The 22,575-nt window shown below is 39.0% G+C and carries 21 protein-coding genes; 16 read left to right on the forward strand and 5 right to left on the reverse strand.

Annotation, left to right across the window (positions count from 1 at the left end; genetic code table 11):
• Positions 1–148 precede the first annotated feature (148 nt).
• A complete protein-coding gene (gene spxB, locus IGJ87_RS00085) occupies positions 149–1,879 on the reverse strand; it encodes a pyruvate oxidase (RefSeq protein ID WP_002301048.1) in 1,731 nt (576 codons plus the stop codon).
• Between the two features lie 164 nt (positions 1,880–2,043).
• Between spxB and IGJ87_RS00090 the strand changes: the two genes are divergently transcribed.
• Positions 2,044–2,862 (forward strand): ZIP family metal transporter, encoded by an 819-nt coding sequence (locus IGJ87_RS00090; RefSeq protein WP_002294342.1) that lies wholly within the window; start codon positions 2,044–2,046, stop codon positions 2,860–2,862.
• Positions 2,863–2,963: 101 nt separating this feature from the next.
• Here the strand turns inward: IGJ87_RS00090 and IGJ87_RS00095 are convergent, their stop codons facing one another.
• A complete protein-coding gene (locus IGJ87_RS00095; protein WP_002294340.1) occupies positions 2,964–3,161 on the reverse strand; it encodes a hypothetical protein in 198 nt (65 codons plus the stop codon).
• A gap of 168 nt (positions 3,162–3,329) precedes the next feature.
• Between IGJ87_RS00095 and IGJ87_RS00100 the strand changes: the two genes are divergently transcribed.
• Together IGJ87_RS00100 and IGJ87_RS00105 are read left to right on the forward strand one after the other, a co-directional pair.
• Positions 3,330–3,908 carry a TMEM175 family protein gene (locus tag IGJ87_RS00100; RefSeq protein WP_002288651.1) on the forward strand — a complete coding sequence of 193 codons (579 nt, stop codon included), beginning with the start codon at positions 3,330–3,332 and terminating at the stop codon, positions 3,906–3,908.
• A gap of 94 nt (positions 3,909–4,002) precedes the next feature.
• Positions 4,003–4,140, forward strand: a complete 138-nt coding sequence (locus tag IGJ87_RS00105; RefSeq protein WP_002327574.1) for a hypothetical protein — start codon at positions 4,003–4,005, stop codon at positions 4,138–4,140.
• A gap of 812 nt (positions 4,141–4,952) precedes the next feature.
• Here the strand turns inward: IGJ87_RS00105 and IGJ87_RS00110 are convergent.
• Positions 4,953–5,456, reverse strand: coding sequence for a VanZ family protein (locus tag IGJ87_RS00110; protein WP_002301042.1), 504 nt, complete (start codon positions 5,454–5,456; stop codon positions 4,953–4,955).
• 359 nt (positions 5,457–5,815) lie between these two features.
• Here IGJ87_RS00110 and IGJ87_RS00115 point away from each other — a divergent pair, with 359 nt between their 5' ends.
• The 3 genes from IGJ87_RS00115 to IGJ87_RS00125 all read left to right on the forward strand — a co-directional run bounded on the left by IGJ87_RS00115 (position 5,816) and on the right by IGJ87_RS00125 (position 8,642).
• On the forward strand, positions 5,816–6,841 hold the full coding sequence (locus IGJ87_RS00115) for an FUSC family protein (RefSeq protein WP_002288649.1): 1,026 nt from the start codon (positions 5,816–5,818) through the stop codon (positions 6,839–6,841).
• Between the two features lie 322 nt (positions 6,842–7,163).
• The gene (locus tag IGJ87_RS00120) at positions 7,164–8,042 is read left to right on the forward strand and encodes an acyltransferase domain-containing protein (RefSeq protein WP_104889183.1); all 879 of its coding nucleotides are present in this window, start codon (positions 7,164–7,166) and stop codon (positions 8,040–8,042) included.
• A gap of 483 nt (positions 8,043–8,525) precedes the next feature.
• Positions 8,526–8,642, forward strand: coding sequence for a putative metal homeostasis protein (locus IGJ87_RS00125; RefSeq protein WP_002288644.1), 117 nt, complete (start codon positions 8,526–8,528; stop codon positions 8,640–8,642).
• Between the two features lie 410 nt (positions 8,643–9,052).
• Here IGJ87_RS00125 and guaA read toward each other — a convergent pair whose 3' ends face one another.
• Together guaA and coaA are read right to left on the reverse strand one after the other, a co-directional pair.
• On the reverse strand, positions 9,053–10,618 hold the full coding sequence (guaA, locus tag IGJ87_RS00130) for a glutamine-hydrolyzing GMP synthase (protein WP_002298578.1): 1,566 nt from the start codon (positions 10,616–10,618) through the stop codon (positions 9,053–9,055).
• 58 nt (positions 10,619–10,676) lie between these two features.
• Complete coding sequence (coaA, locus tag IGJ87_RS00135) at positions 10,677–11,600, reverse strand: type I pantothenate kinase (protein WP_002301036.1); 924 nt, start codon at positions 11,598–11,600, stop codon at positions 10,677–10,679.
• Between the two features lie 195 nt (positions 11,601–11,795).
• On the opposite strand from coaA, the gene IGJ87_RS00140 reads away from it, so the two are divergent.
• The 10 genes from IGJ87_RS00140 to deoB all read left to right on the forward strand — a co-directional run bounded on the left by IGJ87_RS00140 (position 11,796) and on the right by deoB (position 22,568).
• Positions 11,796–12,401 carry a class I SAM-dependent methyltransferase gene (locus IGJ87_RS00140; RefSeq protein WP_002325169.1) on the forward strand — a complete coding sequence of 202 codons (606 nt, stop codon included), beginning with the start codon at positions 11,796–11,798 and terminating at the stop codon, positions 12,399–12,401.
• Positions 12,402–12,713: 312 nt separating this feature from the next.
• Positions 12,714–13,730 carry a LacI family DNA-binding transcriptional regulator gene (locus IGJ87_RS00145; RefSeq protein WP_002294322.1) on the forward strand — a complete coding sequence of 339 codons (1,017 nt, stop codon included), beginning with the start codon at positions 12,714–12,716 and terminating at the stop codon, positions 13,728–13,730.
• Between the two features lie 140 nt (positions 13,731–13,870).
• On the forward strand, positions 13,871–15,172 hold the full coding sequence (locus tag IGJ87_RS00150; protein WP_002289207.1) for a pyrimidine-nucleoside phosphorylase: 1,302 nt from the start codon (positions 13,871–13,873) through the stop codon (positions 15,170–15,172).
• 45 nt (positions 15,173–15,217) lie between these two features.
• Positions 15,218–15,880 (forward strand): deoxyribose-phosphate aldolase, encoded by a 663-nt coding sequence (deoC, locus tag IGJ87_RS00155; protein WP_002289206.1) that lies wholly within the window; start codon positions 15,218–15,220, stop codon positions 15,878–15,880.
• A 20-nt stretch (positions 15,881–15,900) separates the two neighbouring features.
• A complete protein-coding gene (locus IGJ87_RS00160; RefSeq protein ID WP_002298572.1) occupies positions 15,901–16,299 on the forward strand; it encodes a cytidine deaminase in 399 nt (132 codons plus the stop codon).
• Positions 16,300–16,364: 65 nt separating this feature from the next.
• Positions 16,365–17,447, forward strand: coding sequence for a BMP family lipoprotein (locus IGJ87_RS00165; RefSeq protein WP_002289203.1), 1,083 nt, complete (start codon positions 16,365–16,367; stop codon positions 17,445–17,447).
• Positions 17,448–17,658: 211 nt separating this feature from the next.
• On the forward strand, positions 17,659–19,221 hold the full coding sequence (locus tag IGJ87_RS00170; protein WP_002289202.1) for an ABC transporter ATP-binding protein: 1,563 nt from the start codon (positions 17,659–17,661) through the stop codon (positions 19,219–19,221).
• Positions 19,214–20,347: an ABC transporter permease gene (locus IGJ87_RS00175; protein ID WP_002289201.1), complete on the forward strand. Its 1,134-nt coding sequence runs from the start codon at positions 19,214–19,216 to the stop codon at positions 20,345–20,347. Before IGJ87_RS00170 ends, IGJ87_RS00175 begins: the two co-directional genes overlap by 8 nt.
• Positions 20,347–21,303 (forward strand): ABC transporter permease, encoded by a 957-nt coding sequence (locus tag IGJ87_RS00180; RefSeq protein ID WP_002289200.1) that lies wholly within the window; start codon positions 20,347–20,349, stop codon positions 21,301–21,303. The genes IGJ87_RS00175 and IGJ87_RS00180 overlap by 1 nt, the downstream gene beginning before the upstream one ends.
• 98 nt (positions 21,304–21,401) lie before the next feature.
• Complete coding sequence (gene deoB / locus IGJ87_RS00185; RefSeq protein ID WP_002289199.1) at positions 21,402–22,568, forward strand: phosphopentomutase; 1,167 nt, start codon at positions 21,402–21,404, stop codon at positions 22,566–22,568.
• Positions 22,569–22,575: the final 7 nt, after the last annotated feature.

Below are 22,575 nucleotides of genomic sequence, written 5' to 3' on the forward strand. Positions count from 1 at the left end.
CAGTTTTACTGTTGTAATTGGAAGCTGGCTTTTTTATCATGGACAAATATGCACGAGGTGATTTTTAGGTGTCGAGACAAATTTATGCAAAAATGTGAGAAGCTATATACACAAATTGTATCTTAATACTCGAAGTATAGCGCAGTTGTCACAACCTCTTTTCATATAATTCATTCAATACTGGCAAATCATGGACTTCATATTTTTCTTTGAATGCTTGGATTTCTTCTTCAGAATATTTTCTTGGATCTAAATGCAGATCTTCTACTGGCAATGGGCGTTTGTTATTGATCTTCACATCGATTACTACAGGACGATCTGATTTTGCAGCTGCATCAAAGGCAAATCGAAGTTGCGAGTATTCTGTGACTGTAAAGCTATTTGCCCCGAGCGCTTCTCCAACTTTACCGAAATCTGCATCTTCTAAAAATACACCAAATTTCTTTTGTTCCGTATCTTCTTGTTCTGCTTCGATGAAACCAAAAGAATCATTCGAAAAGACAACATTAATAATTGGAAGCTGATATTTGACTTGTGTAATGATATCTTGCATGACCATAGCAAATCCGCCATCACCACTTAAGGTAAATACTTGTTTTTCTGGGTAGCTTAGTTGTGCGGCAATTCCTCCTGGCACACCATTACCCATAGTTGCGAACCATCCAGATGTCGTATGTTTTTGTTTACCGTTCATATTCAATAAACGAATAGAATGGATAGTCGTGTTACCGACATCTGTGACGAAAATCGCATCGTCTTCAGCAATACGATTGATTTCTTTATAGACAGCCTCTGGACGAATCGGTTCTTCCTCTCGATCTTCAAAAGATTTCAACCAATTTACCCATTTTTCTTTATTTTCTTGATTTGCTAGGTACCAGCTATCAGCAGGGCGAGCATCCCCTAACTCGACAAGTCTTTGCAAAGCTGTGTTTGCATCACCGAGGATCGACAAAGATGTTTCATGGCGTCGTCCAAATTTTGACGCATCGATATCGATTTGGATAAATTCAGCAGTTGGATTAAAAAATGCACGTCCAAATGGGAAGTCGCTACCGACAAATAAGATCAGATCGGCTTCTGCCAATGCTTCATTTCCGGGTTTAGTAGCGACACGTCCAGCAAAACCAAGAAAGTTTTCATAATCATCAGGAATAATTCCTTTTGCTAGAACGGAAGCGACAATAGGAACTGAAAAATGTTCTGAGAATTCTTTGATTTGCGGAAATCCGTTTCGCGTTCCTTGACCAACATAAAGAACTGGTTTTTTTGCTTTTTCAAGATAAGGCAAAGCAGCTAGCAAATCTTTTTCTTCTGGTAATATCACACTTGTTTTGTGAGTGTGAGCGGTGGAGAAAGGTTGTTCGTCAATTTCTTCAAAACCAAGATCAACAGGGATAGTCACGATAGCCACGCCTTTATGCTCATAGGCGGCTTTAATGGCTTCATCTACTACATGCGGAAGACTTTGTGGTGTCATGACTGTACGATTGTATACGCTGACATCTGCGAAAATAGGATTTTCATTTAGTTCCTGGAAAGAGTTATAGTTCATGGATGTAGAAGCAACTTGTCCTAAGAACGCTACTAGAGGCACATGGTCCATCTGTGCATCATACAAACCATTGATCAAATGTGTCGCACCAGGTCCTGCAGAGCCGAAGACAGCGCCGACTTTCCCCGTTAATTTTGCATCTGCAGCGGCTGCGAGTGCGCCGACTTCTTCATGACGAACTTGAATGTAGTTGATTTCGGTTTTTTCTTGATATAGCGCATCCATAATTGAATTGAAAGATCCTCCGGGAATGCCATAAATATGGTCGATACCCCAGCTTTCAAGAACTTTTACCATTGCGATTCCTGCATTGATTTTTGACATGGTGTTTCACTCCTTTAGCAATGATGATACATAAATTTTTTGTATCTAGAGTATAGAACTTTTTATCGAAAATCCCAACTAATTCGTCTTTTCACAAAAATGTAGTCATGTTTTTGGGAATATGCTAGAGTAGTACATAGATAGATTCAAGAGAGGGGAATGGCATGGTTGAATGGCTATTGAGACTTGAACCTTGGCAGCAAGCACTTGCTGGGACAGCTTTTACTTATTTTATGACAGCTCTTGGTGCCGGGTTGGTTTTTTTCTTTAAAGAAATCAAAAAAGAAGTGCTAAACTTGATGTTAGGATTTGCTTCTGGTGTCATGATTGCTGCAAGTTTTTGGTCTTTGTTAGATCCGGCTATTACAAAAGCAGAAGAAAATGGAGATATTGCTTGGCTAGTTGTAAGTATTGGGTTTGGTTTAGGCGGTGTGTTTTTATATATGGCAGATAAAACACTGCCCCATATGCATTTTGGACCACAACATGAAGCAGAAGGATTGCCTACCCATTTAAAACGGACGATCTTGCTTGTTTTTTCTATTACATTGCATAACATTCCTGAAGGTTTAGCCGTGGGGGTAGCATTCGGTGCAGCAGCAACTGCGGATAATCCGACAGCCGCTATATTAGCCGCTGTTTCGGTGGCGCTAGGTATTGGTATCCAAAACTTCCCAGAAGGAGCAGCTGTATCAATCCCGTTGCGACAAGAAGGTCTGAGTCGTAAAAAGGCCTTTGTTTACGGACAAGCTTCTGGAATCGTTGAACCAATTGCTGGAGTGATTGGAGCGCTACTAGTAACGAAAGTGGAGCTGCTGCTTCCTTATGCACTTGCTTTTGCCGCAGGAGCAATGATTTATGTCGTGGTGGAAGAATTGATCCCCGAAGCACAGCAGACATTGTCCAGCAAACGTCATTTTGCAGTTTTTGGCGTCATGAGTGGATTTATCATTATGATGATTTTGGATGTGGCATTAGGATAAATAAAAAAATATATATGATATATCAAATAGGGCCGCGAACTTATATCGCGACCCTATTTTTTTAGTAAGTTATATCATAATGAAGTGAATGGTATCATACATTAATAATAGTTTTTTCTATGTGTATTTCCTTTGATCCAGCGAACAAGCCAGATGATAAGTGCGATTGGGATTAGAACTTTGACCGCAAACCATAAAAGCCCGCTTAGGACACTGACAAAAAGACTGATGACGAAGCTAGCTGCAATTAGCACTAAAAGAACCATGAAGATATTTAAGAACATATTTTTTTGACGCATACAAAACCCTCCTCTTGTTCATTCTTTACTATAGAAAAAGTATAACAGGGATTGTTTAAAAACACCTCCAACTGAAGACTGATTTTTACTTCATCTACTTAAATGATCAAACAATTGCTTTTTCTCTGGTTTATCATCTAAAATAGAGCGGAAAAGGAGGAGAATATCATGCCTAAAAATCGTCTTGAAGCATTTACAGATGCTGTAATCGCGATTATCATGACTATTTTAGTTTTAGAACTTCATGAACCTAACGGAGATACGTGGGAGGCGCTCGCTGCATTAGGTTACCGATTTTTTATCTATATTGTCAGTTTTATCATTTTAGCGATTTATTGGAACAATCATCATCATTTATTTCAAGTTGTACATAAGATAAATGGACGGGTCTTATGGGCGAACAGTTTCTTTGTTTTTGCGCTTTCGCTTTTTCCGTTTGCAACTTCATGGATCAGTGAGTACATCAATAGCCTGGCTCCAGAAATGACTTATGGTTTTGTTACCTTGACCGCTAATATTGCGTATTATATCTTGGCAAAAGAACTTGTCAAAGCAAATAAAGGCCACGAGAAAGCATTGAAGGCGATGTTGAATAATTACAAGAAATCGTATTTATCGATTGGCTTGAATGTGTTAGGAATTGTCTTAGGGTATTTAGTAGCGCCCGTAGCCGTGCTGATCGCAAACATCGTGATTCTAGCTGCTTGGATCATCCCAAGTCGTACCATCGAATCACAATATCGGTAAAATGATCCGCGTTTAAAATTTAAGAGAAAAATATAGAAAAAATAAATAAACGATCAAATATCCGAGTGATACTAGTATTCAAAGAGGGATGCAGATGGATCAAAAAAGAATTCGTGTAGGACTGATTACTAGTTTTGTCACGATGCTTATTTATTTGGATCAAGGTCATTTGACTTGGACAGTAGTTGGTGTCGTAGGATTTTTGACATTATTCACAGCAATAAAAAAATAAACATCTTTATGTAATATGATGTTCTATCTATTTAAGAAAAGCATGTTTACAGCAGTATGATTCTGTTGTAAACGTGTTTTTATTTGTGGAAAATTTAATTTTTAGAAAAGTGTATCGAAAAATAGATAGTTAGTTTTTCCACAGTGGATAACTTCGTAAGAGATAAAAATAAAAAACTAGTCAAAGAAGGGCGTATAGATTTCTTTTGATAGGAGATATACAACAGAAATGAATAAATATTAACGTGTTTTCAAACAGTATAAAACGGTGTGGTTTTTGGAATAAAAAAAATAACGCATCTCATTTTATATTTTTGTTATTTTATACTTAAAAAATAACGACACAGAAAATACCGTGTCTCAGATTTCTCTACTACTTCTAAAAACTACTGTTTTTTTCCTTTGAAATGCCTTCAAAAAGTAGGATCAGCCAGAATATACTGGCAGAATCAAGGAAAAGGGAGCCTAAATAAGGAGAAAAACCATAGAAAATATAAAGTAATTACTTATAAAACAAGCTTTTTATAGAAAAATAATATACCTGAGTAGGGTATAAATTAAGACGGAATTCCTTTCTAGATTGAGATATTGACTAGGGAGAATGTTAAGATTTTAAGCCTTTAAGCTAAAAAAAACCCTTTTTGTTAAATAAGGGGAATATAGCCTGTCAGTTTCAAACTGCAAGTCGTCCTGCTGCAATAATATAGTAGATTAGAGATGAAAATAGATTTTTTTAAACCAATGACTGAATAAAAAGACCGTCATAGATACACATTGGAATGTGTCTATTACGGTCTTTTTTTACGAACGATTTTATTGAAGACGGACAGTTCGGGTCAAAAATAAAAAAGCTACGATCAGAAATAAGAATAAAATGTATCCCAAAATAATGGCTAGACGGTCTAACTTATTTGTCGATAGATGTTTGTTTAGAAGCTGATAGGCCCATAAACCTATCAGTCCTCCTGTTGTATTAGTAATTACATCAGTGATATCCGCTACGCCAATACCGAATAGGAATTGAATCAATTCTGCCAAGAAGCTTACAAGGAAAATAATCCCTAATTTTTTAGAAAAAGAAAGTCTCTTGAAATTGACATTCAAAAGCACCCCAAAAGGAAAAAAGACAATCAAGTTATAAGTGGTCTCACGTAATACCGTCGTATTTTCAAAAGAAAAAGTAGAAAAAGGGACGAGATTGACATTGCTGTAAGAATAAGTGAGGAATTGTGGAAGATTAAATGATAGCTTGAATAAAATCAACCATAATAGAAAGAATAAATAAATCCCTAATAAAAATTTTGATACATACCGCATAGACATCTCCTCCATTTAAAAAGTATACCATCGAAAACCGTTGAAAAATCATAAAAAAGTATGAAGTTTAAGGACCAACGTAGTTATCGTACGAAAATTAGAAGCTTTTTTTTTGTTGGGAATCCGGTTTCTTTAACAAAGCTAAGATAGCGAGTTGCTTGGAAAAGTTGCTATCTTTTTTCTGTCAAAACGACTCGGAATGTTCGTTTTTTGTTCTAATTTCTCCAAGTTGTTTACTTTTTGATACTAAGTTTATGAAAAATCAAGAAATAGTTGTTATACTAGGTAATGCTGACAAACGGGATTGGCATTTCATCTTGGTTCAGCTTTTTTTCCAATTACTAGGAAGGAGGGATAGATTGTTCAAGACTTATTTTCGTTTCAATAAAATACAAGATAATCCTTTTCGTATCATGAATCTGATGCTACTTATCTTTATTGTATTATGGTTAGGTTACATAAATCATGATTTTTTGATTTCAAGTTTTTCATCATTAGGGATCTTTACTTTTTTCTATTATCAAAACATACCGATGAAATATTTGCTGAAACGTATGTTTCTGATCGGTTGCGGACTGTTGGTTGCTTTCGTTTTGGGGATCTTATCGACTTATGTTTTATGGCTTGAACCATTTGCCGTAGCTTTGGTTGCTTTTTCCAGCAGATTTGTGTTGCGATTATTCCATATCTCTAAACCAGGTGGCTTGTTTTTTGCGATGCTTTCTGCCATGGGAACGAGCATGCAGCTGCCAATCGCTCAATTACCGATCGTCTCGCTTTATTTTTTTATGGGTGTCGTTTTTGCCCTGATTGCGGCAGTGATTACAAAACTACTGGATTCACGGCCTGAGCAGACAATTGAAAAAGCAACTTTAAAAGAAAGATTTCACGAAGAGCCTTTAGTGATCATTGATTCTGTTTTCTACAGCGCTGCCTTATTTCTTTCCGTTTATGTCAGTCACGGCTTGAATCTGCATAATCCTTATTGGTTGACCTTGTCATGTGCATCGATTTTGCTAGCAGAAAACTTGGATGCGATGAAGCATCGACAAGTCCAATATCTGATTGGATCGATGGGTGGGTTATGTGTGTCGGCATTCTTGTCATTTGTGCCGTTTACGCAGTTGCAGACCATTTTTCTGATCACTTTTCTATATGGAATCGCACAATTTCTAGTTGCTAGAAATTATGCAGTTGCTAATATTTTTCTTAATCCGATGGCGTTGATGCTATCTACACTTATTCGTGGAGCATACTTGATTTCTTTGATCGAATATCGTTTTTTAGGGATCGTCATAGGAAGTTTCATCGGTTTAGGTGTTGCGTGGGTAATGACGGTTGGTTTGCAACATTATTTAACGGTTGTTCGTCAAAAATTAGAATAGAAGGACAAATATATGTGCCAAAAGAGGTTATGACAAGATTTTTGTTACAACCTCTAATTCAAGGTGTTCAAAAGCCAGATTCTCAGCATTAAGTCAAATTCACACAAAAATGTGGAAAGGAACTTTCAAAAAAATTTTATATTTATTCTATCAAAAAATTTTGTTTATGATGGTAACTGAATAAACTTTCCTGAGATGGTCAATGCTTTCCTTGAAAGTCTTACAGATATTCTTTCTTCATAGAAAGTTTAAGTTTTATAGTTAGTGTACAATAAAAGTATGTTTATACCATATGGTGTCCGGATAATCAGTCATTTAAACAATGAGGTTCAAAGATATGAAAAGGGGAAATTTGATGAAGAAAATAAGCAATGAAATCCAAATTCTGGCAGAAAATTTAACTCTTCCCAAAGTCGTTATAGAGCAAATGATTGTACAAGCAAAAAACATCCTTGATGAGGTGTTTGAGCAATATAGTCATGAACTAATGGATCCTAATAAAGCAAAGGCGACTGCAAAGAAAATAGACAAAGTCTATGAAGAGGAACCTTTTGCAGCATTAGCTATTTATCTATATGCAGCTTCTCAAAGTTGGAAAAAAATTTATCAACCATTGAAGATTCCAAGAACTATCTATTTGGCAACAATGAATGCTTTTACTAGATTTATTCATGAACATTTCCAAGTAACAGGAAGCTATCGCTTTGACCGTGGTTTTTGGATTTGGCATTACACTAGTGGCTTGATCTTTCGGATTGGTGAATTGGAGTACGAAATGACATATTTTCCGAAAGGGTACACGGATCTAAGATTAGAAGGAAAGCAGTGCCTTTCTCTTCATATTCCTTCCGATGCAGATTTATCTCAGAATAAGATAAGAGATAGTTACGAAAGTGCCATTCGTTTTTTTGAACTTTATTTTCCTGATTACCATTACCAAGTGATGTACACAGATACTTGGTTACTATCACCCAATCTTACTAAATGGTTGAAAAAAGAGTCAAAAATCTGTCTTTTTGCAGCCGATTATCGATTATTATCAGTTGATAAACAGGACGATAGTGGAGTCCCTTGGATCTTTGGACGAGTAGATGCCCAAATACATGATTATCCAGAAAGTACGAGTTTACAGCGACAAGCAAAAAAGCAATTGCTTGCAGGCGAGCACATTGGCTCTGGCTTAGGTATTCTTACTTCATAAGTTTAGTAGTTTAGTACTTCGAAATAGTTTAAAAGAGCGTGGGACAAAAGTAAAGAACACTTTTGTCTCACGCTCTAAACACGTATAAACGGCGGAAGCAGAAGCAACTCCTTCGGAAATAAGAAGAAATTCACAAAAATTTGAAAAGCAATTTTCGTGAATTTCTTCTTATTTCTTGGAGTTAAACGCTTCTGTCCCAGCCTCTTTTTTAGTGTTCTATCGAACAAACAGTACGTTCAATAGGTAAACTAGCTATAACAATAGATATTAAAGTTAACGGACAAGAGGGCCTTTTTTAGGTAGCTAAAACGTAATAATGAAAATTTATTTCTAGAGATAGGAGTCAATCAGCTAGTCTGATCGACTGTTTTAACAAGTTGACTTTCTTTTTAACTTTTGATACCATTTAAAACACAAATCGCAATTGTTTCGATTTGTGTTTTTTAGCATGACTACAATCAAAGAAGAAAGTGGGTCGTCCATATGGAAAAAACAGATATCTCAAGTGCATACCGCCGCTTGAAAAGTCCAAATATCAAAACACGAAAACGTGCGCTGAAGATCATCAAAGATGTGAAACGGAATAGTGGGAAAAGGTAAGAAGAAGGAAACTTAATTAAAAAAATAGCCGAAAAACGTTTTTCGGCTATTTTCAATAATCGGTTTTTGTGTAAGGTTTCCGAAAGAACTGCTGTTGATTTTCCATTTTTAACATATGATAAATTGGTAGAATCTTTCTTTTCAATTTGATACCATTCCCTAATTCCAGTTATATAGTTAACTACAGAACCACAAAGCACGTATGTTTATAAAAGTATTATCTGTAGTTATTTTTCAATTCCCTTTCAACCTCTTATTTTGACCAGTAGTATTGATCACTTTACCTTTTAACACCTTTGTTCGTTTTGGAAACATTTTTAGTTCCATTCTGTCACGATAGAAGGTTGGTTACAAAAATAAAAAAAGAACCGCGAATCCCTTGATTATCAAAGGATTCACGGTTTCTTTTATTATTCCCACTCCACTGTTGCTGGTGGTTTAGAAGTGATGTCATACACGATACGGTTGACGTGGGCTACTTCGTTTACGATACGTACAGAGATTTTTTGCAAGACTTCCCATGGGATACGGGCAAAGTCAGCGGTCATTCCGTCGATTGAAGTTACAGCACGGATACCGACTGTGTAGTCGTAAGTACGTCCGTCACCCATAACACCGACAGAGCGGATCCCTGGAAGAACAGTGAAATATTGCCAGATATCACGGTCAAGTCCAGCAGCTGCGATTTCTTCACGCAAGATAGCATCAGATTCGCGTACGATTTCTAGCTTGTCTTCAGTGATTTCGCCAAGAACACGAATACCAAGACCAGGACCAGGGAATGGCTGACGCCAAACGATTGAATCAGGCATGCCTAACTGAGTCCCTAATTCACGGACTTCGTCTTTGAATAATGTGTTTAATGGTTCGATCAATTCAAATTGCATATCTTCTGGCAGTCCACCTACATTATGGTGAGATTTGATCGTTTGTGCTGTTTCTGTACCAGATTCGATAACGTCAGTATACAACGTTCCTTGTGCTAAGAAAGAGACGCCTTCTTCACCAGCAAGTTTTGTTGCTTCATCATCAAAAACATATACGAATTCATTCCCAATGATTTTACGTTTTTGTTCTGGGTCAGATACACCTTTCAACTTGTCTAAGAAGCGATCTCTTGCATCGACTTTGATGATGTTCAAGCCGAATTTTCCGCCTAGACTTTCCATTACTTGTTCCGCTTCGCCTTTGCGTAGCAGACCGTGGTCAACAAAGATAGATGTCAATTGGTCACCGATCGCTTTTTGTAAAAGAACCCCAACGACACTAGAATCAACGCCACCTGAAAGACCAAGCAAGACTTTTTTGTCACCAACTTGTTCACGGATTTTTTCTACTTGCATATCGATAAAGTTATCCATTGTCCAGTTACCTTCACAGTGACAAACATCAAAGGCAAAGTGGCGCAGCAATTCGATTCCGTATTCGGAATGACGTACTTCTGCATGGAATTGGATACCATAAAAATTACGTGTTGTGTCTTGGATAGAAGCAATCGGACAATCTTTGCTTGTTCCGACTGTTTCAAAGCCTTCAGGAACTTTAGTTACCAAGTCACCATGGCTCATCCATACTGTTTGTTGTTTTGGTGTTTCTTTAAACAAGACAGCTTGATCGCTTGTTACTTCTAACAAGGCTTTCCCATATTCGCGGTTTTTAGCAGGCTCTACGGAACCGCCAAGTTTGTACGTGATCAATTGCATACCATAGCAAATCCCTAATACAGGAATACCTAAATTGAAGATCTCAGGATCGATCCCAAATGCATTCTCATCATATACACTGTTTGGTCCGCCAGAAAGAATGATTCCCTTTGGATTCATCGCTTTTACTTCTTCTGCAGTAATGCGGTGGCTCAATAATTCGGAAAAGACTCCAAGATCACGAATACGTCTTGTGATCAATTGGTTATACTGACTACCGTAGTCTAATACGATAATCTTTTCAACGTTCGTCATATCGGCAACGTTTGTCAAATTTATTACCCCTATCCCTTTAAATTTTATCTCAAAATAGTCAAACTATTTTAAAATGCTAATATTTTCGCATGAAAATCGAATCGATGATATGATTTTCAGTTTTATGGAGAATTATATCGGCTCTTCCTCGTGTAGGCAAGATATATTCCTGTAAATTTTTCAAATTCACATTTTTCCATACATCTTTTGCCATTTTAAAGGCTTCTTCACGATCTCCGATAGCAAAACGATAATAATAATTCTCTGGATTTTGGAAAGCCGTATCCAGTAACGCACCAAAACGATCCAAATACCATTTTTCGATCAGCAAGGAATCAGCATCGACATAGACAGAAAAATCAAAAAAGTCGCTGACGTAGATTTGCTGATTCGCAGGTAATTGAAGCGTATTGATCCCCTCAACGATCAAGATATCAGGTTGCTGGATCAATTCGTACTTGTCTGGAATGATATCATACACATCATGTGAGTAAACAGGTACTTTTATCTCTTCCTGACCAGATTTTACACGGTTCAAGAAATCGATCAGCATCTCCATATCATAACTTTCAGGAAATCCTTTACGGTCCATGATTCCACGCTCTTTTAATATACGATTTGGATAAAGAAATCCGTCAGTCGTGATCAGCTGAACGTTTCTTCGTTTGAAGGTACGAGACAAAATCGTCTGCAGCAGTCTGGCTGTTGTACTTTTTCCAACGGCTACACTTCCGGCGATCCCGATAATAAAAGGCGGTACTTCTACGTATTTATGAAGAAATAAACCTTTACTCAAGAACAAAGATTCAAATTCTTTCATATAAAGATAAATCAGATGAGCAAGAGGTACATAGATATCTCGAACATCCTGCATGGAAATGCGGTCATTCAAACTTTTGATATTATCTAGTTCATCTTGTGTCAAAGGTGCTTGCCCATTACGATAAAATTCTCGCCATTCTTCTCTTGCCACACGGTAGTAGTTCATTGGATCATTCATATTAGCCTCCTGCGTTCTCCCATCAATGGAACTATTTTAACACAAAATAAACGCAAACCCCACCACTTAAGAGAGATTGCCGATCTTTTTGTATAATCTTTATAATAGAAAGAAACGGAGTCTTATTCTTGACTTGCGCACGGATACATAAAAGGATAGACTGTTGTCATGAAAGAAATGAGAAGGATGGAAGACATGACAAATCATTACTATTCTGAACGCCCAGATACGGCGCACGATTTTGAACAATGGGCTTTTGAGTTAAAAGGCAGAACCTTTCAATTTGTAACAGATTCTGGTGTATTTTCACGTGAAACAGTGGATTATGGTTCACGTGTCCTGATTGATGCTTTCGATTGGGAAGAGTTACCTGATGAAGGAAAGATCTTAGATGTGGGATGCGGGTATGGACCGATTGGGTTAGCTTTGGCATTTGCGACACAGCGGTTTGTTGAAATGGTCGACATTAATGAACGAGCGGTAAGTCTAGCGCAAGGAAACGCAAAGCGTAACCAAATCGAACATGTTGATATCCATCAATCGAATATCTATGAAGCAGTTCATGAAGAAACCTATGCAGCTATCGTAAGCAATCCGCCGATCCGTGCTGGAAAAAAAGTTGTACATGAAATTTTGACAGGCGCATATCATCGGTTGAAGAAGGGCGGTACACTGACAATTGTGATCCAGAAGAAACAAGGAGCGCCGAGTGCGCAAAAGAAAATGGAAGAAACATTTGGCAATGCAGAAATCGTCACAAAAGATAAAGGATATTATATCATCAAAAGTGTGAAAGAATAACTAGCTGAAAAATAGTGGAGCGACGAAAGAGTGGAACTGGGCGTACATATTACATATATGGTACGCATCAGTTCTTTTTTTATTGATGACTTTTTTAATCAAGGAACTATCTTTTCTTAAAAAAGAAGTAGCAGAATCAGAATCATGTTTTTTTACGATAAAATAAATAAGATACAGAACTTGTATAGAAGGCTGCCAAGTCGGTAGATAAAGGAGATTTTTATCAAAAAACATACTTTCCTTTTTTCTCTATTCTTTTCTTGGGGGTTTTGGTACACTGATAGGGAATTTAGATAGAAGGGAGCCAATAGGATGAAGCTGACCATCAGAGATATCGCAGAAATGGCAGGCGTATCAGTAACAACTGTCTCACAGATTTTGAATAACAAAGGAAGCAGATTTAGTGATAAGACAAGGAAAAAAGTGTTGTCGATCGTGAATGAACATCATTATAAGCCCGATTATTTCGCTTCAAATGTGATCAATCGACATTCAAAGACCATCGGAATGATCGTCCCTGATGTCACTGATTTCTTCTTCTCCAAACTGATCGAAGGTGTAGAGAGCTATTTGAATCCTTTGGGCTATGTGATCATGTTATGCAATTCTCGTCATAGCCAAGAAAATGAGATCAAGTATTTACAAGAGCTTTCCCACCGCTCAGTGGACGGAATCTTGCTGGCCACACCAAATATTTTACCTGAGAAATACGCATTAGACAGCGGATTTTATCAAAAAATGCCAATCATTTTAATCGATCGCGGATTGAATCGTCGGGATAACGGACGGCTTATCGTAAAGGAATATGAGGGCGCCTATCAAGCTGTTTCGCTGTTTATTGAAAATGGCCATACGAAGATCGGCATGCTGAAGGAAACCACTGGATACTATCAATTAGAAGAACGTTTCAACGGATATCGTCATGCGCTGAAAGATCATGGCCTGCCTTTTAATGGGAAATTTGTTGAACATGGAGAGTTGACTGTCCAAGGTGGATATACTGCATCAAAAAAATTACTCAAACATAAAGATATCACGGCTATTTTTTGCGGGAATGATGCCATGGCGATCGGATGCTATCAGGCGATCGATGAATTGGGCAAAAAAATCCCAGAAGATATCTCAGTCATAGGATTCGATGGATTAAAGCTGTCAGAATACATGATTCCGCAATTGACGACAGTGCAGCAGCCAAGTTTTGATATTGGATTTTATGCTGCACGTTTCCTGATCGATACGATCGAATTTCCTCAAAGAAAAGTTCCGAACAAAGTGTTCGAAACAAAATTAATTATTCGTGAGAGCGTAAAAGTATTGACAAAGGGCTAACTCGGCGGTATATTGCTTATGTAAGCATTTACAAAGGCGAGTTAGTGCTTTTTTTATTTTTAGTAAACCAGTTTACTAAAGTGGTTTACCTTTCCTAAAAATAATGTATAATACCGAATGAAGACAAGGAGGATCAGGCAATGCGAATGGTGGATCTGATTGAAAAAAAGAGGGATGGAAACGAGCTGTCGAAAGAGGAAATCGAGTACATCGTCACGAACTATACGAATGGAAAGATTCCAGATTATCAAGTCAGTGCATTATTGATGGCAATTTTTTATCAAGACATGACAAATGAAGAAATCACGAACTTAACATTGGCGATTGCTAATTCTGGTGATGTCATCGATTTGAGTTCTCTTGAAGGAATAAAGGTAGATAAGCATTCGACAGGTGGCGTTGGTGACACGACCACATTGATTTTAGCCCCCCTAGTAGCTAGTGTCGGAGTGACAGTGGCTAAAATGTCTGGACGCGGTCTAGGTTACACAGGTGGTACACTAGACAAGCTAGAAGCAATTCCCGGATTTCAGATCGAGCTTTCGGATGAAGAATTTGTACGCATTGTTAATGAAAGTAAAGTAGCGGTAATTGGTCAATCAGGAAACTTGGCACCGGCGGACAAAAAATTGTATGCCTTGCGTGACGTCACAGCGACCGTTGATTCTCTTCCGCTGATTGCCAGTTCGATTATGAGTAAAAAAATCGCGGCAGGAGCAGATGCAATCGTTTTGGATGTGACCACTGGAGACGGTGCTTTCATGAAGAACATCGAAGATGCAAGACGTCTGGCAAAGACCATGACGAGCATTGGGAAACTGGCTAACCGAGAAACAGTGGCGGTTATCTCAGATATGTCAGAACCTCTTGGCGAAGCTATCGGAAATAGTCTAGAAGTTGTCGAGGCAATCGAAACATTACAAGGAAATGGTCCAGAAGATCTAGTAGAAATGTGCTACGCCTTAGGAAGCCAAATGGTTGTTCTTGCTGGCAAAGCTAAGACAACCGATGAAGCAAGAACGTTGCTTCAAGAAGCTCTGGAATCAGGTAAAGCGTTAGCAAAATTCAAAGAAATGATCCAAAATCAAGGGGGAGACCCAGCGATCGTGGAACATCCAGAACGAATTTTGACTGCACGCTACACAATGGAGCTTCCTGCTAAACAAAGCGGAGTTGTGTCAAAAATCGTGGCAAATGAATTAGGAATTGCTGCAATGATGCTAGGTGCTGGGCGTAAAACCAAAGAAGAAGATATTGATCACGCTGTTGGATTGAAACTGCATAAAAAAATTGGTGACACTGTGACAAAAGGTGAGTCACTATTGACGATCTATAGTAACGACGAAGAAATCACTTCTGTCATTGAATTATTATATAAAAATATTGAAATTGGTGAATCGGCAATGAAGCCAACGTTGATTCATGACATCATCACAGAATAAAGGAAAAAAGCGGACTTTACCGTTTTAAAGAAAAGGGGAAAAGAAATGGAACTAAACCGAATGATCGACCATACTATTTTGAAAGCAGACGCATCTAAAGAAGCTGTGATGCAAATTATCGAAGAAGCAAAAAAATACCATTTTTATTCTGTCTGCATCAATCCAGCATGGGTTGCGCTAGCGAAAGAACAATTACAAGGTGAGCCAGTAGCCGTATGTACAGTAATCGGGTTTCCTCTAGGAGCAAACACACCCGAGACAAAAGCATTTGAAACAACAGATGCCATCAATAACGGTGCAGATGAAGTCGATATGGTCATCAATATCGGTGCTTTGAAATCAAAGGATGATCAACAAGTCCAAAAAGATATCGAAGCAGTTGTTGAAGCAGCAAAAGATCGTGCGCTTGTCAAAGTTATTATTGAAACATCGTTATTAGATAGAGAAGAAATCATCCGAGCTTGCGAAATAGCAAAAGCTGCAGGCGCTGATTTTGTCAAAACATCAACTGGTTTCTCAACAGGCGGAGCAAAGGTAGAGGATGTCCGTTTGATGCGTGAAACTGTAGGACCAGAAATGGGTGTCAAAGCTTCCGGCGGTATCCATAACGAAGAAGAAGCAATGGCAATGATCGAAGCTGGTGCTACAAGAATCGGAACAAGCGCAGGAGTAGCAATCGTATCTGGTTCAACTGGTGAAGGCTATTAATTTTTTCAAAGGAGAAGCTCATGGCAGAACTCAAACAAGAATGGATCAACACAGCTATTGAAGCGTTAGATAAAGCCTATGTTCCTTATTCCCATTTTCCGGTAGGCGCTTGTCTCGTAACGGAATCAGGCAAGATTTATCAAGGCATCAACATTGAGAATGCATCATTTGGATTAACGAATTGTGCCGAGCGCACAGCTTTTTTCAAAGCAGTATCTGAAGGAGAAAAAACATTTACGCATCTAGTCGTAGCGGGGCACACCCCCGATCCTATCTCTCCTTGTGGTGCATGTCGACAAGTAATGGCAGAATTCTGTTCCCCTGATATGCCGGTTACGCTAGTAGGAGATAATGGTGTGACGAAGGCAACGACCGTTCGTGAACTGCTGCCTTATGCATTTACTGAAAAAGATCTATAACTCATGTTCATTCAGTCAGCTGACTGTTGAAAAATAAAACAATTATTTTAGGAGGCTTTACAGAAATGAAAAAAGCAAAATTATTTGGTTTAGGTGCTGTCGCACTAGCAGCAGGGTTATTTTTAGGTGCATGCGGCAACAACGGTTCTACTGATTCATCCGGTGGCAAAAGCTCATCAGACACAACAACTGCAGCATTGATCACAGACACAGGTGGTGTAGACGACCGTTCATTCAACCAGTCAGCTTGGGAAGGACTAGAAAAATGGGGGAAAGATCAAGGACTTTCACGAGGAAATGATGGCTTCCAATATTTCCAATCTTCAAATGAATCAGATTACATCCCAAATATTGACCAAGCATTGAATGCTGGATTCAAAACGATTTTTGGTATTGGTTATAAACTAAAACCAGCGATCCAAGAACAAGCAACAAACAATACAGGTACGAACTTTGTTATTATCGATGATGTCATCGATGGATTAGATAACGTTGTATCTGCAACTTTCAAAGACAACGAAGCTTCTTATCTTGCAGGTGTTGCAGCAGCTTATACGACTGAAACAAACGTAGTCGGCTTTATCGGCGGTGTAAAAGGTGAAGTAATCGATCGTTTTGATGCTGGATTCAAAGCCGGTGTTGATGCAGGTGCGAAAGAATTAGGAAAAGAAATCAAAGTATTGAATCAATATGCTGGTGACTTCTCTGCTCCAGATAAAGGACGTTCAATTGCTCAAGGTATGTATGCACAAAACGCAGATATCATCTTCCATGCTTCAGGCGGTACAGGTAACGGTGTATTCCAAGAAGCAAAATCATTGAACGAATCAGGCGACAAAAAAGTATGGGTTATCGGTGTTGACCGCGACCAATCAGACGAAGGCGAATACACATTAAACGGCGAAAAGAAAAACTTCACATTGACATCTACACTGAAAGCAGTTGGAACAGTAGTAGAAGATTTGGCACAAAAATCAGCGGACGGTAAATTCCCTGGCGGCGAACACACTGTTTATGGATTGAAAGAAGACGGTGTTGGTCTAACAGAAGGACAACTTTCTGACGAAGCAAAAAAAGCAGTTGATGAAGCAAAAGAAAAAATCATTTCAGGTGACGTAAAAGTTCCAGAAACTCCTGAAGAAAACTAAAACCATTTCTATAGCCTTGTTAGACACATGTTTGACAAGGCTATGGTTTGATTAGAACAAGAATTGTTCATTTATCCAAGCTGCCTTGTGACAGTTTGGATAAGGGAACAACTCCCTGAAGTAATGTTTGTTTCAAAAGAAGAACGCTCACTAAGCGTGAATCTTAGTCAATCGTTGCCCTAGATAGAAATCGTTAGGATGTGAAAAAAAGGTGGTTCAAGAAAATATTGTCATAGAAATGCAGAATATTACCAAAGAATTTGGAACATTCAAGGCAAATGACAACATCAATTTACAAGTAAAGGCAGGAGAAATTCATGCGTTGCTTGGAGAAAACGGTGCTGGCAAATCTACATTGATGAACGTGCTTTCCGGATTATTAGAGCCGACATCAGGGAAAATTTTGATGCGTGGGAAAGAAGTAAAGATCACAAGTCCGACCAAAGCCAACCAATTAGGGATTGGGATGGTCCATCAGCACTTTATGCTTGTTGATGCCTTTACTGTAACAGAAAACATCGTGTTGGGAAGCGAGCCTAGTCGCGCAGGGATGCTTGACCATAAAAAAGCACGAAAAGAGATCCAAAAAGTTTCTGAACAGTATGGATTGTCAGTCAACCCAGATGCTTACGTTCGTGATATTTCAGTTGGGATGGAACAACGGGTAGAAATTTTAAAAACACTTTACCGAGGAGCAGATGTACTGATTTTTGATGAGCCGACAGCTGTATTGACCCCTCAAGAAATTGATGAATTAATCGTGATCATGAAGGAATTAGTCAAAGAAGGCAAGTCGATCATTTTGATTACGCATAAGTTAGATGAAATCAAAGCAGTAGCTGACCGCTGTACAGTTATCCGCCGTGGAAAAGGAATCGGTACAGTCAACGTTAAAGACGTAACCTCACAACAATTAGCCGATATGATGGTTGGAAGAACGGTTTCATTCAAAACGATGAAAAAAGAAGCGAAGCCTCAAGAAGTCGTTTTGTCTATTGAAAATCTAGTGGTGAAAGAAAATCGTGGATTAGAAGCCGTGAAAAACTTGAACTTAGAGGTTCGTGCTGGCGAAGTACTTGGTATCGCTGGAATCGATGGAAACGGGCAGTCGGAGTTGATCCAAGCTTTGACTGGTTTGCGAAAGGCAGAAAGCGGACATATCAAGCTAAAAGGGGAAGACATCACTAATAAAAAACCCCGAAAAATCACTGAACATGGTGTAGGACACGTGCCAGAAGACCGTCATAAATACGGGTTAGTCCTAGATATGACATTATCTGAAAATATCGCACTACAAACCTATCATCAAAAACCTTACAGTAAAAACGGCATGCTGAATTATTCAGTAATGAATGAACATGCCAGAGAATTGATCGAAGAATATGATGTTCGAACAACGAATGAACTTGTTCCCGCAAAAGCTTTATCAGGCGGAAATCAGCAAAAAGCAATTATCGCTCGTGAAGTCGACCGAGATCCTGATCTGTTGATTGTTGCAAATCCAACTCGTGGACTGGATGTAGGTGCGATCGAATTTATTCATAAACGTCTGATCGAACAAAGGGACAAATACAAAGCAGTGTTACTGATCAGTTTCGAATTAGAAGAAATTTTAAATGTTTCGGATCGTATTGCTGTTATCCATGAAGGAGAAATTGTCGGTATCGTTGATCCGAAAGAAACATCTGAAAATGAATTAGGTCTATTGATGGCGGGCTATACCTTAGAAGAAGCACGAAAAGAGTTAGAAAAGGGGGCTGGCGCACATGAATGATCGCAGCGAAAAATTCCGTAATTTATTAGTGCCTGTACTTTCAGTTGTTTTAGGATTGATCTTAGGCGCGATATTGATGGCTGCTTTTGGTTTTCAGCCCATCCAAGGTTATTCTTCTATGCTAGATGCAGCCCTTGGTTCGCAAAGAGGGATAGGTGAAACGTTAAGGCAAGCAACGCCGTTGATTTTTACAGCATTAGGTTTTTCTGTAGCTAACTCAGCTGGGTTTTTCAATATTGGGCTTTCTGGACAAGCACTTTGCGGGTGGATCGTCAGTGTCTGGGTGGCACTTGCGTTTCCAGATCTGCCAAAAGTTGTTTTGCTTCCGTTATGCGTGATCTTAGGTGCCTTAGCTGGTGCGATGGCAGCGGCTGTTCCAGGTTTACTTCGAGCATTTTTTGGAACAAGTGAAGTGATCGTAACAATCATGATGAACTATATCTTATTATACGTAAGCACATTTGCTTTACATGAAGTGATGCCTGAAAGCTATCGCTCAAGTTTGGACTCTTCCAATATGATCAGTCAAAATGCCTCACTGCGGTTACCATGGTTAACACAAGCTTTTGGCGGCTCTCGCGTAAACTCAGGTTTGTTTTTAGCAATCATCGCGCTTATTTTCGTTTGGCTGCTGATGAAGAAAACGACTTTAGGATTTGAAATCCGTTCTGTTGGATTGAATCCTTTTGCTTCTGAGTATGCAGGAATGAGTAGTAAACGTACGATCGTTTTGTCGATGGTCATTTCTGGCGCTTTGGCAGGGCTTGGCGGTGTGGTTGAAGGATTAGGAACGTATCAAAACTTCTTTGTTCAAACGACTTCGCTATCTATTGGATTTGACGGAATGGCTGTCTCCTTGCTTGGTTCTGGATCAGCAATCGGTATTCTTTTATCAGCGATCTTGTTCAGTATTTTGAAGATCGGTGGACTTGGCATGCAGACAGGAGCAGGTGTTCCGTTTGAGATCGTCAATGTATCGATTGCTTTGATTATCTTCTTTGTCGGGATCAACTTCCTGATTCGTTTCGTCATGGCTAAAGTCTTCCAAGGGAAAAAACAAGAAGAGATCGTTGCGACAATCGAATCGAAACCAACGAATCAAAACCATGAAGGGGGCGAACTATAATGTCGACTATCGAATTAATTGCCTTGATCCTTACTTCTACACTGGTTTATTCAACACCGCTAATTCTAACGTCACTAGGCGGAACTTTTTCTGAACGAAGCGGGATCGTAAACGTAGGGCTAGAGGGAATCATGGTCATGGGTGCTTTTAGTTCCATCGTTTTCAACTTGACGATGAGTCCATCACTTGGTTCTATGACACCATGGATCGCTATTTTAGTGGGTGGCGTCGTAGGTATCCTATTTTCTCTGATTCACGCAGTAGCAACAGTCAGTTTGCGTGCTGACCATATCATCAGCGGGACAGTAATTAATCTGATGGCACCTGCTTTAGGTGTTTTCTTGATCAAAGCATGGTATGGTAAAGGTCAAACTGATAACATCACGCAGAATCTGGGGTATTTTTCTTTCCCAGGATTAGCAGATATTCCGGTCATTGGACCAATTTTCTTTAAAAATACATTCTTACCTGCTTATTGTGCTATTTTGATTGCTGTCCTAGCTTGGGTGATCATCTTCAAGACGAAATTCGGCTTGCGCCTCCGTTCAGTTGGTGAAAATCCTCAAGCTGCCGACACATTAGGTATCAATGTATATGCTATGCGTTATTCAGGCGTACTGATTTCTGGCTTGTTAGGCGGTATGGGCGGTGCTGTTTTTGCTCAGTCGATTTCCGGTAACTTTTCAGCTGGTACGATCGTTGGACAAGGGTTCATCTCCATGGCTGCTATGATCTTTGGTAAGTGGAATCCTTTAGGGGCAATGGGTGCCTCATTGTTCTTTGGTTTTGCTCAAAGCTTGAGTATCATTGGCGCACAATTACCAGTTATTTCTTCGATTCCGCCAGTATTGCTGCAAATTGCTCCATATTTGCTGACAATCATTGTGCTGGTTGTTTTCTTAGGGAAAGCTTCTGGTCCAAAAGCAAACGGGAAGAACTATATCAAATCAAAATAATCTTTTAGCGAATAAAAAGGGTGGGTTACGGGAAGTGTTTTTCGTCTCGCCCTTTTTGTTTTAAAGGCAATAAAAATAAAAAGAAAGAAGGAATAATCATGTTTAAACGCGTACATCTGATCGTCATGGATTCAGTAGGAATTGGAGAAGCACCAGATGCCGATAAGTTCGGTGATGTTGGTTCTGATACATTAGGACACATTGCGAAAGAAGCAGGATTGAACGTTCCACATTTAGAGCAGCTTGGTTTAGGAACGATCCGTCCTCTTGAAGGTGTGGAATCAGTGAAAGATCATCAAGGCTATGCGACGAAATTAGAAGAAGTTTCTGTAGGGAAAGATACGATGACAGGCCACTGGGAAATCATGGGATTGAATATCAAAACTCCATTTCGTGTGTTTCCGAACGGATTCCCTGATGATCTGATCAAACAAATCGAAGAATTTTCTGGCCGTAAAGTCGTATGTAACAAACCTTATAGCGGAACAGCTGTTATTGACGATTACGGTGAACACCAAATGAAAACAGGCGATTTAATTGTATATACTTCTGCCGATCCTGTCCTTCAGATCGCGGCACATGAAGAAATCATTCCTTTAGAAGAATTATATCGGATTTGCCAATTCGTTCGTGATATAACAAAAGATGATCCGTATATGATTGGCCGAATCATTGCACGTCCGTACGTGGGTGAACCAGGAGACTTCACACGAACAAGCAATCGCCATGATTATGCGTTGAATCCATTCGGACACACAGTCCTTGATTCTTTGAAAGAAGCAGGAAAGGACGTGATTGCTGTTGGAAAGATCAACGATATTTTCAACGGACAAGGAATCACTGAATCTGTCCGCACGAAAAGCAATATGGATGGCGTTGACCAGCTACTGAAAGTTATGAAAAACGATTTTTCAGGAATCAGCTTTACCAATTTAGTAGATTTTGATGCATTATACGGTCATCGTCGGGATGTAGTCGGCTATGCGCATGCGATTGAAGAATTTGACTTACGAATTCCAGAATTGCTTGAAGCGATGGAAGAAGACGACTTGCTAATGATTACAGCCGATCACGGAAACGATCCGACGTTTACTGGTACCGATCATACGCGAGAATATGTACCGTTATTGGTTTACAGTAAAAAAATGAAAGAACAAGGGGCATTGCCTCAAGGATATTATTCAGATATTTCAGCAACGATTGCTGAGAACTTTAGTGTTTCTTCGACTGAAAATGGCGAAAGCTTCTTGAAATTATTAAAATAATCTTTTT

Source organism: Enterococcus sp. DIV1411a (assembly GCF_050531945.1).
Classification (GTDB): Bacteria; Bacillota; Bacilli; order Lactobacillales; family Enterococcaceae; genus Enterococcus_B; species Enterococcus_B faecium.

Excerpts from the sequence above, each read along its gene's own strand:
- IGJ87_RS00095 (WP_002294340.1), bottom strand. The coding sequence starts at position 3,161 with ATGCGTCAAAAAAATATGTTCTTAAATATCTTCATGGTTCTTTTAGTG.
- IGJ87_RS00165 (WP_002289203.1), top strand. The coding sequence starts at position 16,365 with ATGAAAAAAGCAAAATTATTTGGTTTAGGTGCTGTCGCACTAGCAGCA.
- IGJ87_RS00160 (WP_002298572.1), top strand. The coding sequence starts at position 15,901 with ATGGCAGAACTCAAACAAGAATGGATCAACACAGCTATTGAAGCGTTA.
- deoB (WP_002289199.1), top strand. The coding sequence starts at position 21,402 with ATGTTTAAACGCGTACATCTGATCGTCATGGATTCAGTAGGAATTGGA.
- IGJ87_RS00110 (WP_002301042.1), bottom strand. The coding sequence starts at position 5,456 with ATGCGGTATGTATCAAAATTTTTATTAGGGATTTATTTATTCTTTCTA.
- deoC (WP_002289206.1), top strand. The coding sequence starts at position 15,218 with ATGGAACTAAACCGAATGATCGACCATACTATTTTGAAAGCAGACGCA.
- IGJ87_RS00140 (WP_002325169.1), top strand. The coding sequence starts at position 11,796 with ATGACAAATCATTACTATTCTGAACGCCCAGATACGGCGCACGATTTT.
- IGJ87_RS00105 (WP_002327574.1), top strand. The coding sequence starts at position 4,003 with ATGGATCAAAAAAGAATTCGTGTAGGACTGATTACTAGTTTTGTCACG.
- IGJ87_RS00175 (WP_002289201.1), top strand. The coding sequence starts at position 19,214 with ATGAATGATCGCAGCGAAAAATTCCGTAATTTATTAGTGCCTGTACTT.
- IGJ87_RS00100 (WP_002288651.1), top strand. The coding sequence starts at position 3,330 with ATGCCTAAAAATCGTCTTGAAGCATTTACAGATGCTGTAATCGCGATT.
- IGJ87_RS00150 (WP_002289207.1), top strand. The coding sequence starts at position 13,871 with ATGCGAATGGTGGATCTGATTGAAAAAAAGAGGGATGGAAACGAGCTG.
- IGJ87_RS00125 (WP_002288644.1), top strand. The coding sequence starts at position 8,526 with ATGGAAAAAACAGATATCTCAAGTGCATACCGCCGCTTGAAAAGTCCA.
- IGJ87_RS00120 (WP_104889183.1), top strand. The coding sequence starts at position 7,164 with ATGAGGTTCAAAGATATGAAAAGGGGAAATTTGATGAAGAAAATAAGC.
- IGJ87_RS00145 (WP_002294322.1), top strand. The coding sequence starts at position 12,714 with ATGAAGCTGACCATCAGAGATATCGCAGAAATGGCAGGCGTATCAGTA.
- coaA (WP_002301036.1), bottom strand. The coding sequence starts at position 11,600 with ATGAATGATCCAATGAACTACTACCGTGTGGCAAGAGAAGAATGGCGA.
- IGJ87_RS00090 (WP_002294342.1), top strand. The coding sequence starts at position 2,044 with ATGGTTGAATGGCTATTGAGACTTGAACCTTGGCAGCAAGCACTTGCT.
- spxB (WP_002301048.1), bottom strand. The coding sequence starts at position 1,879 with ATGTCAAAAATCAATGCAGGAATCGCAATGGTAAAAGTTCTTGAAAGC.
- IGJ87_RS00180 (WP_002289200.1), top strand. The coding sequence starts at position 20,347 with ATGTCGACTATCGAATTAATTGCCTTGATCCTTACTTCTACACTGGTT.